The following is a 15,033-nucleotide window of genomic DNA, read 5'->3' as shown; positions in this document are numbered from 1 at the left end:
GCGCGGGCGATACACTACGTAACGTGTCGAGCGCATGGAGGTCTGCATGGCCGTGGCATCTTCTCTCGCCCCCGTGCTCATCGTGGGTGCGGGACCCACCGGGCTGGCCGCGGCGATGAGTCTCGCGCGCGCGCATATTCCGGTGCGGCTGATCGATCGCACGCCGCAGCCCGGCCGCCACTCGCGGGCGATCGGCATTCAGGCGCGCACGCTCGAACTGTTCGAGCAGCATCGCATCGTCGAGCCGTTTCTCGAACTCGGCCACCGGGCGCATGTCGCGAATCTGTATTCGAACGGCCAGCGCCGCGCGCGGCTCGATTTCGATCCGCTTTTCACGCGCTATCCGTATCTGATCTTCATCGACCAGACCGTCACCGAGCGCATTCTCACCGAACATCTCGCGACGCTCGGCGTGGAGATCGAGCGCGGCAGCGAGCTGCTCGAATACACGCAAGGCTCGGCGGGCGCGAGCGCGGAAGTGCGCCGGCCCGACGGGCGCATCGAGTCGTTGCGCTGCGCATACGTGATCGCCGCCGACGGCGCGCACAGCACCATTCGCCATCGCCTGGACATGAAGTTCGACGGCGAGACCATGGCGCAATCGTTCCTGCTCGCCGACCTGAGCGCGAGCACGCCCTGGCCCGACGACGAGTTCCACGTGTTCGCCTCGGGCGACGGTCTCGCCGCGCTCTTTCCGCTCGGCCACGGCCGCTACCGCCTGATCGCCGATCACAAGGCGATGCTGCCCGCGGCGCCCGACGGCGCGATTCCCGTGCCGACGCTGGAGGAGTGCCGCGAGATCATCATGCAGCGCATGCATCATCCGGTGTCGGTCTCGGACATGACGTGGGCGTCGTACTTCGGCGTGAACAGCCGCATGGTGCGGCAATTGCGCGTGGAGCGCACCTTCTTTGCCGGCGACGCCGCGCACGTGCACAGCCCGGCGGGCGCGCAGGGGATGAACACGGGTATTCAGGAGGCCTTCAATCTGGGCTGGAAGATCGCACGCGTGCATGCGCGCGGCGCGCCCGAGCGCCTGCTCGACACCTACCACGCCGAGCGCTATCCCATCGAGCGCCTTGTGCTCCAGCAAACGAGCTTCATGACTCAACTGGTCGAAGCCGATCACGGTCCGCTCAAGCTGTTGCGCGAGCGCGTGATGCCGGTGCTCGTGGCGCTCGGTCCATTGCGCGATGCGGCGCGCCAGGCGGTGAGCGAGCTGTCGATCCAGTACCGGCGCAGCCCGCTCACGCTCGAACGCGTGTTGGACGGCGGCCCGCGCGCGGGCGAACGCGCCCCGGACGCCTTCGTGCGTGTGGTGGACGGTCCGCTAGGCAAGGCGCCAGGCAAGGGGCGCATGTTCGATCTGCACGATCCGGCCTGCTTTTCGCTGTTCCTGCTGGTGGAGGACGATGCCGATGCCGCGCCGAAGCATGGCGCGGACGCGGCCGCCGCGCTCAACCGCTTTGTCGAAGCCGTCGAGCGCTTGTTTCCGCAGGCGCTGCGGGTCTGGTGGATCGCCGATCTCGCCAATGGCGAAACGCCGCTGGCAGGCGAGGGCGCGCCTTCGCTCAGCGAATCGTACGGGCGCACGCGGCCCGCGTTTTATCTGGTGCGGCCCGATGGTTATATCGGCGCGCGGGGGCGTCCCGTGTCGGACCTCAATGCGCTGCTGCGCCACTGCGAGACGTGGTACGCCGCAACGGGCTACGCGCCGGCGCCGCCGGGTTGAACCGGCCGGCGCTGGCGCGCGCGTGATGCAAGGGGGCGGCTCGCGCCGATCAGGCCGCTGCGGGTGCCAACGCCTCGCGATGTTTGGTGAGCGAAGCGAGCACGATTTCCGTGAAGCCCGCTTCCTCACCCTCGCCGTCGAGCGCCGCGAGCAGCGTGCGGCGCATGCGCGGCTCCCAGAACTTGCGGATGTGCTCCGCGATGCCCGTGAGCGCCTCCTCGCGATCGGGCAGCGAGTCGAAGAACATGCCGATCTGGTTCGCCATTTCGATCAAGTGGTCCGCTTTCATCGCCTTATTTCCCTGAAGTGGTAAGCGGTTCGCGCTTGCTCAGCAGTTCGAGCTGGGTCGTGTTGAAGCGCGAGTACTCGCGCTGCCATTCCGAGGGCTGCTGCACGTGGCTCACCTGCACGGCCGTCACCTTGTACTCGGGGCAGTTCGTGGCCCAGTCCGAGGCATCCGTGGTGATGACGTTCGCACCCGACTCGGGGAAATGGAACGTCGTGTAGACCACGCCCGGCTGCATGCGCGTGCTGACCTGCGCGCGCAGCACCGTGTGCCCGGCACGCGATTCGATCCCCACCCAGTCGCCGTCGCGAATGCCGCGGTCTTCGGCGTCCACCGGATGGATCTCCAGACGGTCCTCCTCGTGCCAGCGCGAGTTCTCGGTGCGGCGCGTTTGCGCGCCCACGTTGTACTGCGAGAGGATGCGGCCCGTCGTGAGCAGGAGCGGGAAGCGGCGCGTGACCTTCTCCGGCGAGGCGATGAACTTCGTGATGACGAACTTGCCCTTGCCGCGCACGAACTCGTCGATATGCATGATCGGCGTGCCCTCGGGTGCGGCCTCGTTGCACGGCCACTGGATGCTGCCCATCTCGTCGATCTTCTTGTACGAGACACCGTGGAACGTGGGCGTGAGGCGCGCGATCTCGTCCATGATCTGCGACGGATGCGTGTAGTCCATCTCGTAGCCGAGCGCGCGCGAGAGCAGGATCGTCGCTTCCCAGTCCGCGTAGCCGGCGATCGGCGGCATGACCTTGCGCACGCGCGAGATGCGGCGCTCGGCGTTGGTGAAGGTGCCGTCCTTTTCGAGGAACGACGAACCCGGCAGCAGCACATGCGCGTACTTCGCCGTTTCGTTCAGGAAGATGTCCTGCACGACGATGCATTCCATCGACGAAAGCGCGGCCGCCACGTGCTGCGTGTTCGGGTCGGACTGGACGATGTCTTCGCCCTGGCAATAAAGGCCCATGAAGGTGCCGTCGAGCGCCGCCTCGAACATGTTCGGAATGCGCAGGCCCGGCTCGCTTTGCAGCGCGACGTTCCATGCGTCCTCGAAGAGCGCGCGCGTCGTGCTGTCGCCCACGTGACGATAGCCCGGCAGTTCGTGCGGGAACGAGCCCATGTCGCACGAACCCTGCACGTTGTTCTGGCCGCGCAGCGGATTCACGCCCACGCCTTCGCGGCCGATGTTGCCCGTGGCCATCGCGAGGTTGGCGATGCCCATCACCATCGTCGAGCCTTGTGCGTGTTCCGTGACGCCGAGGCCGTAGTAGATCGCCGAGTTGCCTTGCTGCGCGTAGAGGCGCGCGGCGGCGCGAACCTGCTCGGCGGGCACGCCGGTCACTTCGGCCATCGCTTCCGGCGAGTTTTCCGGCAGCGAGACGAAATCGCGCCATTGCTCGAACGCGCGCGTTTCGCAGCGCTCGGCCACGAACGACTCATTGACGAGCCCTTCGGTGACGATCACGTGCGCGAGCGAGTTGACCATCGCGACGTTGGTGCCGGGGCGCAGTTGCAGGTGATGCTCGGCCTTCACGTGCGCGGTGTCGACGATGTCGATGCGGCGCGGATCGACGACGATCAGCTTCGCGCCCTCGCGCACGCGCCGCTTCAGGCGCGAGCCGAACACCGGGTGGCCGTCGGTCGGATTCGCGCCGATCACCATGATCACGTCCGAGTGATCGACGGAGGCGAAGGTCTGCGTGCCCGCCGATTCGCCGAGCGTCGTCTTCAGGCCGTAGCCCGTGGGCGAGTGGCACACGCGCGCGCAGGTGTCGACGTTGTTGTTGCCGAACGCGGCGCGCACCAGCTTCTGCACGAGGTACGTTTCCTCGTTCGTGCAGCGCGACGAGGTGATGCCGCCGATCGAATCGCGCCCATGCTTTGCCTGGATGCGGCGGAACTCGCTCGCGGCGTAGTTGATCGCTTCTTCCCAGCTCACTTCGCGCCACGGGTCGGTGATCTTCGCGCGGATCATCGGCTTCTTGATGCGGTCCTTGTGCGTGGCGTAGCCCCATGCGAAGCGGCCCTTCACGCAGGCGTGGCCCTCGTTGGCCTGGCCGTTCTTGTGCGGCACCATGCGCACGACTTCATTGCCCTTCATCTCGGCCTTGAACGAGCAACCCACGCCGCAATACGCGCAGGTCGTCACGACCGAGTGCTCGGCCTGGCCCAGCATCACGACGGTCTTTTCCTGCAACGTGGCGGTCGGGCAGGCGGCCACGCACGCGCCGCACGACACGCACTCGGAGTCCATGAACGCCTCGCTCGCGCCGGCCGCGACGCGCGATTCGAAACCGCGCCCGGCGATGGTCAGCGCGAAGGTGCCTTGCGTTTCTTCACACGCGCGCACGCACCGATTGCAGACGATGCACTTCGACGGGTCGTAGGTGAAGTACGGATTCGATTCGTCCTTCTTGTCCTTGAGGTGATTGGCGCCGTCAAAGCCGTAGCGCACTTCGCGCAGGCCGGTCACGCCCGCCATGTCCTGCAACTCGCAGTCGCCGTTGGCGGGGCAGGTGAGACAGTCGAGCGGGTGATCGGAGATGTAGAGCTCCATCACGTTGCGGCGCAGCTTTTGCAGGCGGTCGCTTTGCGTGCGCACCTTCATGCCTGCTTCGACGGGCGTCGTGCACGAAGCCGGGTAGCCGCGGCGGCCTTCGATTTCGACGAGGCACAGGCGGCAGGAGCCGAACGGTTCGAGCGAGTCGGTCGCGCAGAGCTTGGGCACGTTGATGCCGGCCTCGACGGAGGCGCGCATCACCGAAGTGCCGGCCGGCACCGTGACGCTTTGACCGTCGATTTCGAGCGTGACGTCCACGTCGGCATGACGCAGCGGCGTGCCGAAATCGGTGTCGTCGAAGGGCGAGCGCTGCTTCATCGCCGCTGATTTGCAGGCGCAATTGCCGGAACCGCAACCACCGGCTTGGGACATGAGCGTGTCGGACATGGTGGTTCCTCGTTCAGGCGTTTGCCGCGTGTTGCGCGACAGATTCGAGACCGAAATCTTCAGGGAAATGGTTGAGCGCGGAGATCACGGGGTAGGGCGTCATACCGCCCATCGCGCACAGCGACCCGGATACCATCGTGTCGCAGAGATCGCGCAGCAGCGTGACCTGCTTCTCCGACGTGTCGCCCTTGCGGATCTTCGCGATCACCTCGACGCCGCGCGTCGAGCCGATGCGGCAGGGCGTGCACTTGCCGCACGATTCGAGCGTGCAGAACTCCATGGCGTATTGCGCGAGTTCGGCGAGATTCGACGTGTCGTCGTGCACGACGAGGCCGCCGTGGCCCACGACCGCGCCCACTGCCGCATACGCTTCGTAGTCCATGGGAATGTCCCACTGGCTTTCGGGCAGATAGGTGCCGAGCGGCCCGCCCACCTGCACGGCGCGCGCCGGACGGCCGCTGGCGGTGCCGCCGCCGTAGTCGACCATCAGTTCGCGCAGCGTCACGCCGAACGCAAGCTCGACGAGCCCGCCGCGCGCGATGTTGCCCGCAAGCTGGAACGGCAGCGTGCCGCGCGAGCGGCCCATGCCGAAGTCCTTGTAGAACGCCGCGCCCCTGGCAAAGATGATCGGCACCGTGGCGAGCGTGATGACGTTGTTGATGACAGTGGGCTTGCCGTACAAACCGGCGAGCGCGGGCAGCGGGGGCTTCGCGCGCACGATGCCGCGTTTGCCTTCGAGCGATTCGAGCAGCGCCGTTTCTTCACCGCACACATAGGCGCCCGCGCCCTTGGCCACGAACAGCTCGAAGCGCTTGCCGCTGCCGAGCACGTCGTCGCCGAGCCAGCCTGCCGCGCGTGCGCGCCGGATGGCTTCTTCGAGCGCCGCGATCGAATGCGGATACTCGCTGCGCACGTAAATATGGCCGACAGTGGCGCCCACCGCGATGCCCGCGATCGTCATGCCTTCGATCAGCACGTACGGATCGCTTTCCATGACGAGGCGGTCGGAGAACGTGCCCGAATCGCCTTCGTCGGCATTGCAGACGATGTACTTCTGGTCGGCAAACGTGTTCGCGACGGTGCGCCACTTGATGCCGGCCGGGAACGCCGCGCCGCCTCGGCCGCGCAGGCCGGACTCGACGAGCGCTTCGCAGATATCGGCGCCGGTCATCTTCAACGCGTTGCGCAATCCTTCGAGCCCGCCGTGAGCAACATAGTCGTCGGTGGAAAGCGGATCGGTGATGCCGATGCGTGCGAACGTCAGACGTTGCTGTTTGCGCAGATACGGGATCTGTTCGACGAGGCCGACGCTGCGCGCGTGCTGGCCGCCTTGCAGGAAACCGGCGTCGAAGAGCGCAGCCACTTCGTCGGCTTCGACGTTTGCGTAGCCGACGCGGCCATCGGCCGTTTCGACCTCGACGAGCGGTTCGAGATAGAGCAGGCCGCGCGAGCCGTTGCGCACGAGTTCGATGCTCGCGCCACGCGCGGCGGCTTCGCGTTCGATCGCTTCGGCGATGGCATCTGCGCCGAGTGCAAGCGCCGAGGAGTCGCGGGGAACATAGACGCGTGTCATGCGGCCTCCTCGGTGCGGGCGACGGCGGCGACAGTGGCGAGTGCAGCAGCCAAGAGCTTGTCGAACTTTTGCGGGGTCACTTTTGCGTGCAGCGTGCCGTTAATCATCATGGCGGGCGAGAGCGCGCATTGGCCGAGACAGTAAACCGACTCCAGCGCGACCGGGCCATCGTGCGCATGCGCATGCTCGCCGTCGTGACCGTGTTGTCCGAAACGGCAGCCGGTATGCGCTTCGACGTGCTGCGCCAGCGCCTCGCTGCCCATGCTGCGGCACGCTTCGGCGCGGCACAGCTGCACGGTGACCGGCGCGGGCGGCGCGGTGCGGAAGTGGTGGTAGTAGGTGATCACGCCATGCACTTCGGCGCGCGAAAGATTGAGCGCTTTCGCGAGCGGCGCGACGGCGGACGACGGCACGAAGCCGGCTTCGTCCTGGATCGCGTGCAGGATGGCAAGCAAGGTGCGGCCTGGCTGCACGTGACGCCGAACGAGATCGTCCGGCGTGCGAACGGTTGTCACGGTTGTCTCTTCCATAGTGGGGCTTCTCCTGGGCATATATGCACTTGTTATTCATAAAGTGTGCATCTATGCTCCGGTTGTCTTGTTGTCTGATCGAACAATAGGCCCGTGGTAAGGCGGACGCAATAGGAAGGATGACTTCATAATGATCAAGGTGGAATGCCAGGCGCAACTGGTCGTGCGCGACGCGGACGGCCGCGAGGCAAGCCTGACGGACGTTGTGCCGTTGCTTGCGCTCGTCGCGGAAGAAGGCAGCATTGCGCAGGCCGCGCAACGTAGGGGTTTGTCCTATCGGCATGCATGGGGCGTTTTGCGGGAAGTGGAAGAACGCCTGGGCGGCGCGTTGATCGCGAAGGCGCGTGGGCGTGGCTCGGTGCTCTCCGAACTGGGCGAGGCGGTGCTGCGCTCGCAGCGCCTGTGCGGGGAGCGGCTACAGGGCAACCTCGAGGCGCTGGCGAGCGAAGTGGCGAGCGATCTGAACCGCTGGCTCGCGCCCGCCGCGCAGGATCTGCGCATCCATGCGTCGCACGGCTATGCGGTGGCGGCGCTCGTGACGGCGCTGGTCGCCGACCAGGTGCCCGTGGAGATCAAGTACCGCGATAGCGCCGATGCGATAACCGCGCTGGCTCGCGGCGAATGCGATCTTGCGGGCTTTCACCTGCCGCGCGGCGACTTTCGCGCGGCATGCGCGAATGCTTACCGCAGCTGGCTGGACCCGCAACGGCACGTACTGATCCATCTCACGCAGCGCAAGCAAGGGCTTTTCGTCGGGCGCGGCAATCCCAAGCAGGTCAAGGGCCTCGCCGACCTCGCGCGCGGCGATATCCGCTTCGTGAACCGGCAGCCGGGCTCGGGCACGCGCATGCTGATCGACCTGCTGCTCACGCGCATCGGCGTCGATCCCGAGCGCGTGAACGGCTACGCGTCGTCGGAGCTCACGCATTCGGCGATCGCTGCGTTCGTGGCGAGTGGCATGGCCGACGTAGGCTTCGGCGTGGAACCGGCGGCACACCATTTCGGGCTCGATTTCATCGAGATTGCCGACGAAGACTACTATTTCGCGTGTGATCGCGGTCATCTCGCGCACGAGCCACTGGCGACCGTGCTGTCTTTGCTGCGCGGCGCAGGCTTTCGCGCGTCGGTTGCTCAGCTGGAGGGCTATGAACCGGCCGCGTGCGGCCACGTGGTGGAGCTCGATGCCGCGTGGGGCGGCCCGCAGCAGGCCTGAGCCGTAGTCGCTCCCGTTGTAATGGAAAGCAATCGATAGATTCGGCGGCGATGCAGACTTCGGCGCTTTTTGTGATACTTTCAGTTCGTATTCGTTCTCAAGTTTCAGATGCGCGCCCGTCGCGCCGATCGCCCATGAAATTCGTCCTCAAAGTTGGTGCCGCAGCCGCCACGGCCGCGACGTTGTTCGCTACGTTCAACCTTGCTTTCGCACAGAACTCCCCCGGCGTCCCCGGCGGCATCCTCAGCGATCAGTTCAAGTTCAACGAGCATCCACAGATGCAGTTCGCGGCCTCGGCGCCGACGGGCAAGTATCAGCATGGCAAGCCCACCGCGGCGCGCAAGCGTGGCGATATGGGCGATCCGAATGGCTGCAATTTGCAGTGCCCGCAGGACAATTAACGATGTGAACGCGGCGTAGCGCGATTTTTGCGACGCATGGAGGGAAAAGCTCGCGAAGCCCGAAAAGGCTGTCGCGAGTTTTTTTATGGCCGCACGGAAGGGGGAGTGCTGGCCGTGCTGTTGTCGGCAATCTGCTCGATACCCGAAACAAAAAACCCCGCCTGCCTTGCGGCAGCGGGGTTTCGCCCGGCTCGTCGGGGACGAGCGGGAATGTCTGGTGGAGCCGGCGGGAATCGAACCCGCGTCCAGAAGCAGTCCATAACCAGTTCTACATGCGTAGTTCTGTCATTTGATTTAACCGCAGCGACGCGGACGAACACGCTGCGCTACGGCGATTCACTAAATTTTCGACCTTGGCGTCGTGACGCCGCCCAGGCTTAACTGACGTAAATGACCTCTGGCGGTATTGCTACCGGTCTTGCGACGCTAGCCCGTCAGTGAACTAGGCAGAGGACGGCGGCCCTTAGGCTGCCAGTGCGAACGTATCGTCGTTTGCAGTTACGTTTTTCCCATTGATTAACGAGGTGACGGGTCCTCGGCATGCCCTGATTACTTCATAACCCCTGTCGAAACCAGGTCGGCCCCAGAGGGAGGGACGATTATCCCATAGTTCGCCATATGAGGCGAACCGCGCCCGTTTCAAGGGCGCTTGGCGCGGTGGCCGCTTGTCGCCGCGCAAAAGCCGCGCGGCTTCGCCACGGCTCGCTCAGGCGCCTTTGCCGATGTGCTGGAGCAGGGCGAGGAGCGTCGCGGTGGTATCGGCGAGATATTGCGCGTTCCAGCGCTCGGGCGGCACGTCGTTGCCGCAGTAGCCGTAGGCGGCGGCGATCGTCGCCATGCCGGCCGCCGCGCCGGCCTGCACGTCGCGCAGGTCGTCGCCGACGTACACCACGCGCTGCGGCGCAATGCCGAGCGCCTCGGCCGCGTGCAGGAGCGGCGCGGGATGCGGCTTGGAGTAGGGGGTCGTGTCGCCGCTCACCACGCAGCTCGCGCGCGTGTCGAGGTGCATGAGTTTCACCAGCGGATCGGTCAGGCGCGCGACCTTGTTGGTCACGATGCCCCAGCGCACGCCGCGCGCGTCGAGGTCGTCGAGCACCGCGTCGACGCCGGCGAAGAGCGCCGTTTCGACGCGCAGGTTCGCTTCGTAGTTGGCGAGGAATTCCTCGCGCATCGAGGCGAACTCCCGATCGTCGGGACCGATGCCGAATGCGCCGCCGATCAGGCCACGCGCACCCGCCGAGGCGAGCGGACGCAGCTTCTCGAGCGGCGTGGGCGCAAGGCCGCGCGCATGGCGCATCTGGTTGACGGCGGCCGCGAGGTCGGGTGCCGTGTCGGCGAGGGTGCCGTCGAAGTCGAATAGCACGGCGTCGCAGGCGGCAAGCGCCGCGCCGCCGTCCGCGGCAGGTTGAGCGTGGAGGGTTGGGTTCATGTCGGGCAGGAAAGGGCGCGCCGGCCAGCGGCGCGCCGTTGCGGGCTTCCGGTCAGGCGTCGCGCCGGCAGGCGATCATGTAGTTGACGCTCGAATCGTTCGAAAGCGCGAAGTGCCGCGTGAGCGGGTTATACGTGATGCCCTTGATTTCAGCGACCCGCAGGCCGGCCTCGCGCGCGAACGCGGCAAGCTCCGAGGGTCGGATGAAGCGCGCGTAATCGTGCGTGCCCTTGGGCAGCATTTGCGCGATGTATTCCGCGCCGATCACGGCCAGCAGATAGGACTTCACGTTGCGATTGAGCGTCGAGAAGAACACCCAGCCGCCAGGCTTCACGAGCGTCGCGCATGCCTTCACCACTTCGGCGGGCTGCGGCACGTGTTCGAGCATTTCCATGCAGGTCACGACGTCGAACGACGCGGGCTCTCGCGCGGCGATCGCTTCGGCCGCGATCAACTCGTAGTCCACGGTCACGCCGCTTTCCAGGCTGTGCAGGTCGGCCACGCCGAGCGCTTCGCGCGACAGGTCGATACCCTTCACATTGGCGCCAAGCCCCGCCATCGACTCGGAGAGAATGCCGCCGCCGCAGCCGATATCGAGCACGCGTTTGGATGGCAGATGCGCGTGGCTGTCGATCCAGCCAAGGCGAATGGGGTTGAGTTCGTGCAGCGGCTTGAATTCGGCGTTCGGGTCCCACCAGCGATGAGCGAGATCGCTGAACTTCTGTAGCTCGTGGGGATCGGCATTCGTCATGTCGTGGCAGCCTGAAGCGCGGTGCGGGTCAGAAAGAATAAACCCCGAGTATATAGGCGGGTGCGCAGGGCGGCAAAATGCCACGCCATACGGCAAAACTTTCAGGAATGATAAACGCGCGCGGAAACAGGCGAAATGAAAGGAGGGGAAAAGGGTGGAAAAGGGTAAGGCGCGGGATAAAAAAAGCCCCGCCGAAGCGGGGCTTTGAGACTTGCTGTCGCGGCTCGCGATTACTGCTTTTGCGTGCCGACGACTTCGACTTCCACGCGACGGTCCGGTGCGAGGCAGGCGATGAGAGCCTTGTGGTTCTTCTGGTTGCAGCCCGTCGTAACCGGGTTGCGCTTGCCCTTGCCTTCCGTGTAGATACGCTCTGCCGGAACGCCCTTGCTGACCAGGTACGACTTCACGGCTTGCGCACGGCGCAGCGACAGACGGTCGTTGTAGGCAGCCGAACCGATACGGTCCGTGTAGCCCGTCGCAACGACGACTTCGAGGTTCAGCGCCTGGATCTTGCTTGCCAGGTCGTCCAGCTTTTCCTTACCAGCCGGCTTCAGGATGGCCTTGTCGAAGTCGAACAGGGCATCAGCCTGGTACGTGATCTTCTGGCTGGAGATGGCCGGCGGCGGCGGAGCGACCGGCGGTTGCGGTGCCTGGGCGACCAGGGCGCCATCGCACTTGGCGTTGGCGGTGGCCGGCGTCCAGAATGCATCGCGCCAGCAAAGCTCGTTCGTGCCGTTCATCCACACGTATTCGCCGGTACCATTCACCCAGTTGTCATTGACGGCTTGTCGCGACGCCGGCACCGATTGTGCCTGAGCGGATGCAGCCACAACTGCGGTAGCTGCAATGAACGCGAGCTTTGAAAGTTTATTCATATTTCTCCTCTCGAAATTGAGATTACCGCAGGTTTACTGCGAGCCATATGACGAAGACAAGTCATACATTGCTCGAAGTATAACATTGGCAAGTTGTGGGGAACGTTTTGCGTTGTGTAGACTTCGAGCAGTGTCTAACTTTGTGCGTTGGCATTTTGCCATATCGTTCCCGTCCTACGATAAAAAAAATCTGCCCCTTTCATCGGGGCTAGTCGAACGTGGTACGCCCGCAACAAAAAAGTTCCCTCAATTTTACCTGGTAGTGCGCCTGGGTGGCGGGTGTGAGGCACATTGTCATCCAAATCGTTTGCGGTGCATCTGATTCTGGTTCGCACTGCGGCGTTTGCGCCACGCTCAGGGCGTTTTTGAGCGCTTCGGGCTCACCCCTCTAATAGGTATACGCAGTCAGCGGGCGGGGGTGCCGTGCGTGGTAGAATCGCGTGATGCGCTGCGTCCGCGGCGTCCATGCGACAGCTGGGCTTTCGGCGGTGACCGTTCGTGACCCCGCTTCTCCTTTGAAGCGGGGCGCTGGCACACCGCGTGCCCAAATAAGACATCGATAATGGATCAATTCGCCAAAGAGACTCTGCCAATCTCCCTCGAGGAGGAAATGCGCCGCTCGTATCTCGATTACGCGATGAGCGTGATCGTCGGGCGAGCACTTCCGGATGTTCGTGACGGCCTGAAGCCGGTTCACCGGCGCGTGCTCTACGCGATGCACGAGCTGAACAACGACTGGAACCGCGCGTACAAGAAGTCGGCGCGTATCGTCGGCGACGTCATCGGTAAGTACCACCCCCACGGTGACACGGCGGTCTACGACACGATCGTGCGCATGGCGCAGGACTTTTCCCTGCGCTACATGCTGGTCGACGGCCAGGGCAACTTCGGTTCCATCGACGGCGACAACGCCGCCGCCATGCGTTACACCGAAATCCGCATGGCGAAGATCGGCCACGAGCTGCTGGCCGACATCGACAAGGAAACGGTCGACTTCGGGCCGAACTACGACGGCAGCGAAAGCGAGCCGCTGATCCTGCCTGCGCGCATCCCGAACCTGTTGATCAACGGTTCGTCGGGTATCGCGGTCGGCATGGCCACGAATATTCCGCCGCACAATCTCAACGAAGTTGTCGACGCCTGCCAGCACCTGCTGAAGAATCCGCAGGCGACGATCGACGAGTTGATCGAGATCATTCCCGCACCCGATTTCCCGACCGCCGGCATCATCTACGGCGTGGCGGGCGTGCGCGACGGCTATCGCACCGGCCGCGGCCGCGTGGTGATGCGCGCGGCCACGCACTTCGAGGAAATCGATCGCGGCCAGCGCATGGCGATCATCGTCGACGAGCTGCCGTACCAGGTGAACAAGCGTTCGCTGCTCGAGCGCATCGCCGAGCTCGTGAACGAGAAGAAGCTCGAAGGCATTTCGGATATCCGCGACGAGTCGGACAAGAGCGGCATGCGTGTCGTGATCGAGCTCAAGCGCGGCGAAGTGCCCGAGGTGATTCTCAACAATCTATACAAGGCGACGCAGCTTCAGGACACGTTCGGCATGAACATGGTCGCGCTGGTGGACAACCAGCCGAAGCTGCTGAACCTGAAGGAAATGCTCGATCATTTCCTGTCGCACCGTCGCGAAGTGCTCACGCGGCGCACCGTCTACGAACTGCGCAAGGCGCGCGAACGCGGCCACGTGCTCGAAGGTCTCGCCGTTGCGCTCGCGAACATCGACGAATTCATCGCGATCATCAAGGCGGCACCCACGCCGCCTATCGCGAAGCAGGAGTTGATGAACCATTCGTGGGATTCCTCGCTCGTGCGCGAGATGCTCGCGCGCGCGGAGCAGGAGAATTCGGCGGCAGGCGGCCGTGAAGCCTACCGTCCGGAAGGTCTGAATCCGCAATATGGTATGCAGACCGATGGTCTCTACCGGTTGTCCGACACGCAGGCGCAGGAAATCCTGCAAATGCGCTTGCAGCGCCTGACCGGCCTGGAGCAGGACAAGATCATCGGCGAGTACCGCGAAGTCATGGCGCAGATTGCCGACCTGCTCGACATCCTTGCGCGCCCCGAGCGCGTAACGGTCATGATCTCCGACGAACTCACCGCGATCAAGAGCGAATTCGGCGACGCCCGCCGCTCGAAGATCGAGCTGAACGCCACCGAGCTCAACACCGAAGACCTGATCACACCGCAGGACATGGTGGTGACCATGTCGCACACCGGTTATGTGAAATCGCAGCCGTTGTCGGAATATCGCGCCCAGAAGCGCGGAGGTCGCGGCAAACAGGCGACTTCGATGAAGGAAGACGACTGGATCGACACGCTTTTCATCGCCAACACGCACGACCACATCCTGTGCTTCTCGAATCGCGGCCGGGTGTACTGGGTGAAGGTGTATGAAGTGCCGCAGGGCTCGCGCAATTCGCGCGGCCGTCCGATCGTCAACATGTTCCCGCTCCAGGACGGCGAAAAGATCACGGTCGTGCTGCCGGTCAAGGAGTTCTCGGCAGACAAGTTTGTTTTCATGGCCACCGCGCTGGGCACGGTCAAGAAGACGCCGCTCGAAGCCTTTAGCCGCCCGTTGCGCAAGGGTATTATTGCGGTCGGTCTCGACGACGGCGACTACCTGATCGGCGCCGCCATCACCGACGGCGAGCACGACGTGATGCTGTTCTCCGACGCTGGCAAGGCGGTGCGCTTCGACGAGAACGACGTGCGCCCGATGGGCCGCGAAGCGCGCGGCGTGCGCGGCATGCAACTGGAGGAGAGCCAGCAGGTCATCGCGCTCCTCGTGGCGGGCGACGAGCAGCAGTCGGTGCTCACCGCGACCGAGAACGGTTACGGCAAGCGCACGCCGATCACCGAGTACACGCGTCACGGCCGCGGCACGAAGGGCATGATCGCGATCCAGACTTCGGAGCGCAACGGCAAGGTGGTTGCGGCCACGCTCGTCGACTCCGAAGCCGAGATCATGCTGATCACGACTACAGGTGTCCTGATCCGCACTCGTGTGTCGGAGATTCGCGAAATGGGCCGTGCAACGCAAGGTGTTACACTCATCAGCCTTGACGAAGGCACCAAGCTCTCGGGGCTTCAGCAGATCGCCGAGGCGGACGCCGAAGGTGAGGGCGAGCCAGGTGAGGGTGAAGACGAAGCCGAGGCGTGATCCGTCAGATGGGCCCGCGCGAGCGGGCCTTTTAGCAGGTTTTGGCTATTGTCAGGTAAATGAATGGTTTGCCGTGCGGACCGGCCGGCGGGCGCAAAGCGCCCCGCAGTCCCCGCGGCAGCACAGC

Annotated in this window: 11 protein-coding genes and 1 other RNA gene; 4 read left to right on the top strand and 8 right to left on the bottom strand. The window is 64.6% G+C overall.

Annotation, left to right across the window (positions count from 1 at the left end; translation table 11 throughout):
• Positions 1-46: 46 nt before the first annotated feature.
• Positions 47-1,732, top strand: a complete 1,686-nt coding sequence (locus tag C7401_RS10800; RefSeq protein WP_112171361.1) for an FAD-dependent monooxygenase — start codon at positions 47-49, stop codon at positions 1,730-1,732.
• A 49-nt stretch (positions 1,733-1,781) separates the two neighbouring features.
• On the opposite strand, the gene C7401_RS10795 is transcribed toward C7401_RS10800, so the two are convergent.
• From C7401_RS10795 to C7401_RS10780, 4 genes are read right to left on the bottom strand one after another with little or no spacing between them, the layout of a single operon-like run.
• Positions 1,782-2,021, bottom strand: a complete 240-nt coding sequence (locus C7401_RS10795) for a formate dehydrogenase subunit delta (RefSeq protein ID WP_112171360.1) — start codon at positions 2,019-2,021, stop codon at positions 1,782-1,784.
• Positions 2,022-2,025: 4 nt separating this feature from the next.
• The gene (gene fdhF / locus C7401_RS10790; RefSeq protein WP_112171359.1) at positions 2,026-4,962 is read right to left on the bottom strand and encodes a formate dehydrogenase subunit alpha; all 2,937 of its coding nucleotides are present in this window, start codon (positions 4,960-4,962) and stop codon (positions 2,026-2,028) included.
• A gap of 13 nt (positions 4,963-4,975) precedes the next feature.
• Positions 4,976-6,535, bottom strand: coding sequence for a formate dehydrogenase beta subunit (locus tag C7401_RS10785; RefSeq protein WP_112171358.1), 1,560 nt, complete (start codon positions 6,533-6,535; stop codon positions 4,976-4,978).
• The gene (locus C7401_RS10780) at positions 6,532-7,065 is read right to left on the bottom strand and encodes an NAD(P)H-dependent oxidoreductase subunit E (RefSeq protein ID WP_112171357.1); all 534 of its coding nucleotides are present in this window, start codon (positions 7,063-7,065) and stop codon (positions 6,532-6,534) included. The genes C7401_RS10785 and C7401_RS10780 overlap by 4 nt, the downstream gene beginning before the upstream one ends.
• A gap of 130 nt (positions 7,066-7,195) precedes the next feature.
• On the opposite strand from C7401_RS10780, the gene C7401_RS10775 reads away from it, so the two are divergent.
• Positions 7,196-8,278, top strand: a complete 1,083-nt coding sequence (locus C7401_RS10775) for a substrate-binding domain-containing protein (protein WP_112171356.1) — start codon at positions 7,196-7,198, stop codon at positions 8,276-8,278.
• Between the two features lie 134 nt (positions 8,279-8,412).
• The gene (locus C7401_RS10770; RefSeq protein ID WP_112171355.1) at positions 8,413-8,679 is read left to right on the top strand and encodes a hypothetical protein; all 267 of its coding nucleotides are present in this window, start codon (positions 8,413-8,415) and stop codon (positions 8,677-8,679) included.
• A gap of 215 nt (positions 8,680-8,894) precedes the next feature.
• Here C7401_RS10770 and ssrA read toward each other — a convergent pair.
• From ssrA to ompA, 4 genes are all read right to left on the bottom strand, one after another.
• Positions 8,895-9,264, bottom strand: a transfer-messenger RNA (tmRNA) gene (gene ssrA, locus C7401_RS10765).
• A 121-nt stretch (positions 9,265-9,385) separates the two neighbouring features.
• Complete coding sequence (gene gph, locus C7401_RS10760; RefSeq protein ID WP_112171354.1) at positions 9,386-10,108, bottom strand: phosphoglycolate phosphatase; 723 nt, start codon at positions 10,106-10,108, stop codon at positions 9,386-9,388.
• Positions 10,109-10,160: 52 nt separating this feature from the next.
• On the bottom strand, positions 10,161-10,859 hold the full coding sequence (ubiG, locus tag C7401_RS10755; protein ID WP_112171353.1) for a bifunctional 2-polyprenyl-6-hydroxyphenol methylase/3-demethylubiquinol 3-O-methyltransferase UbiG: 699 nt from the start codon (positions 10,857-10,859) through the stop codon (positions 10,161-10,163).
• A gap of 230 nt (positions 10,860-11,089) precedes the next feature.
• Positions 11,090-11,734 (bottom strand): outer membrane protein OmpA, encoded by a 645-nt coding sequence (gene ompA / locus C7401_RS10750; protein WP_112171352.1) that lies wholly within the window; start codon positions 11,732-11,734, stop codon positions 11,090-11,092.
• Between the two features lie 562 nt (positions 11,735-12,296).
• Between ompA and gyrA the strand changes: the two genes are divergently transcribed.
• Positions 12,297-14,906 (top strand): DNA gyrase subunit A, encoded by a 2,610-nt coding sequence (gyrA, locus tag C7401_RS10745; RefSeq protein WP_112171351.1) that lies wholly within the window; start codon positions 12,297-12,299, stop codon positions 14,904-14,906.
• The last annotated feature ends 127 nt before the right edge of the window (positions 14,907-15,033 follow it).

Source organism: Paraburkholderia unamae (genome assembly GCF_003268775.1).
Classification (GTDB): Bacteria; Pseudomonadota; Gammaproteobacteria; order Burkholderiales; family Burkholderiaceae; genus Paraburkholderia; species Paraburkholderia unamae.
Note: the sequence above shows the minus strand (reverse complement) of the source record. Positions and strands in the feature narration are given on the sequence as shown.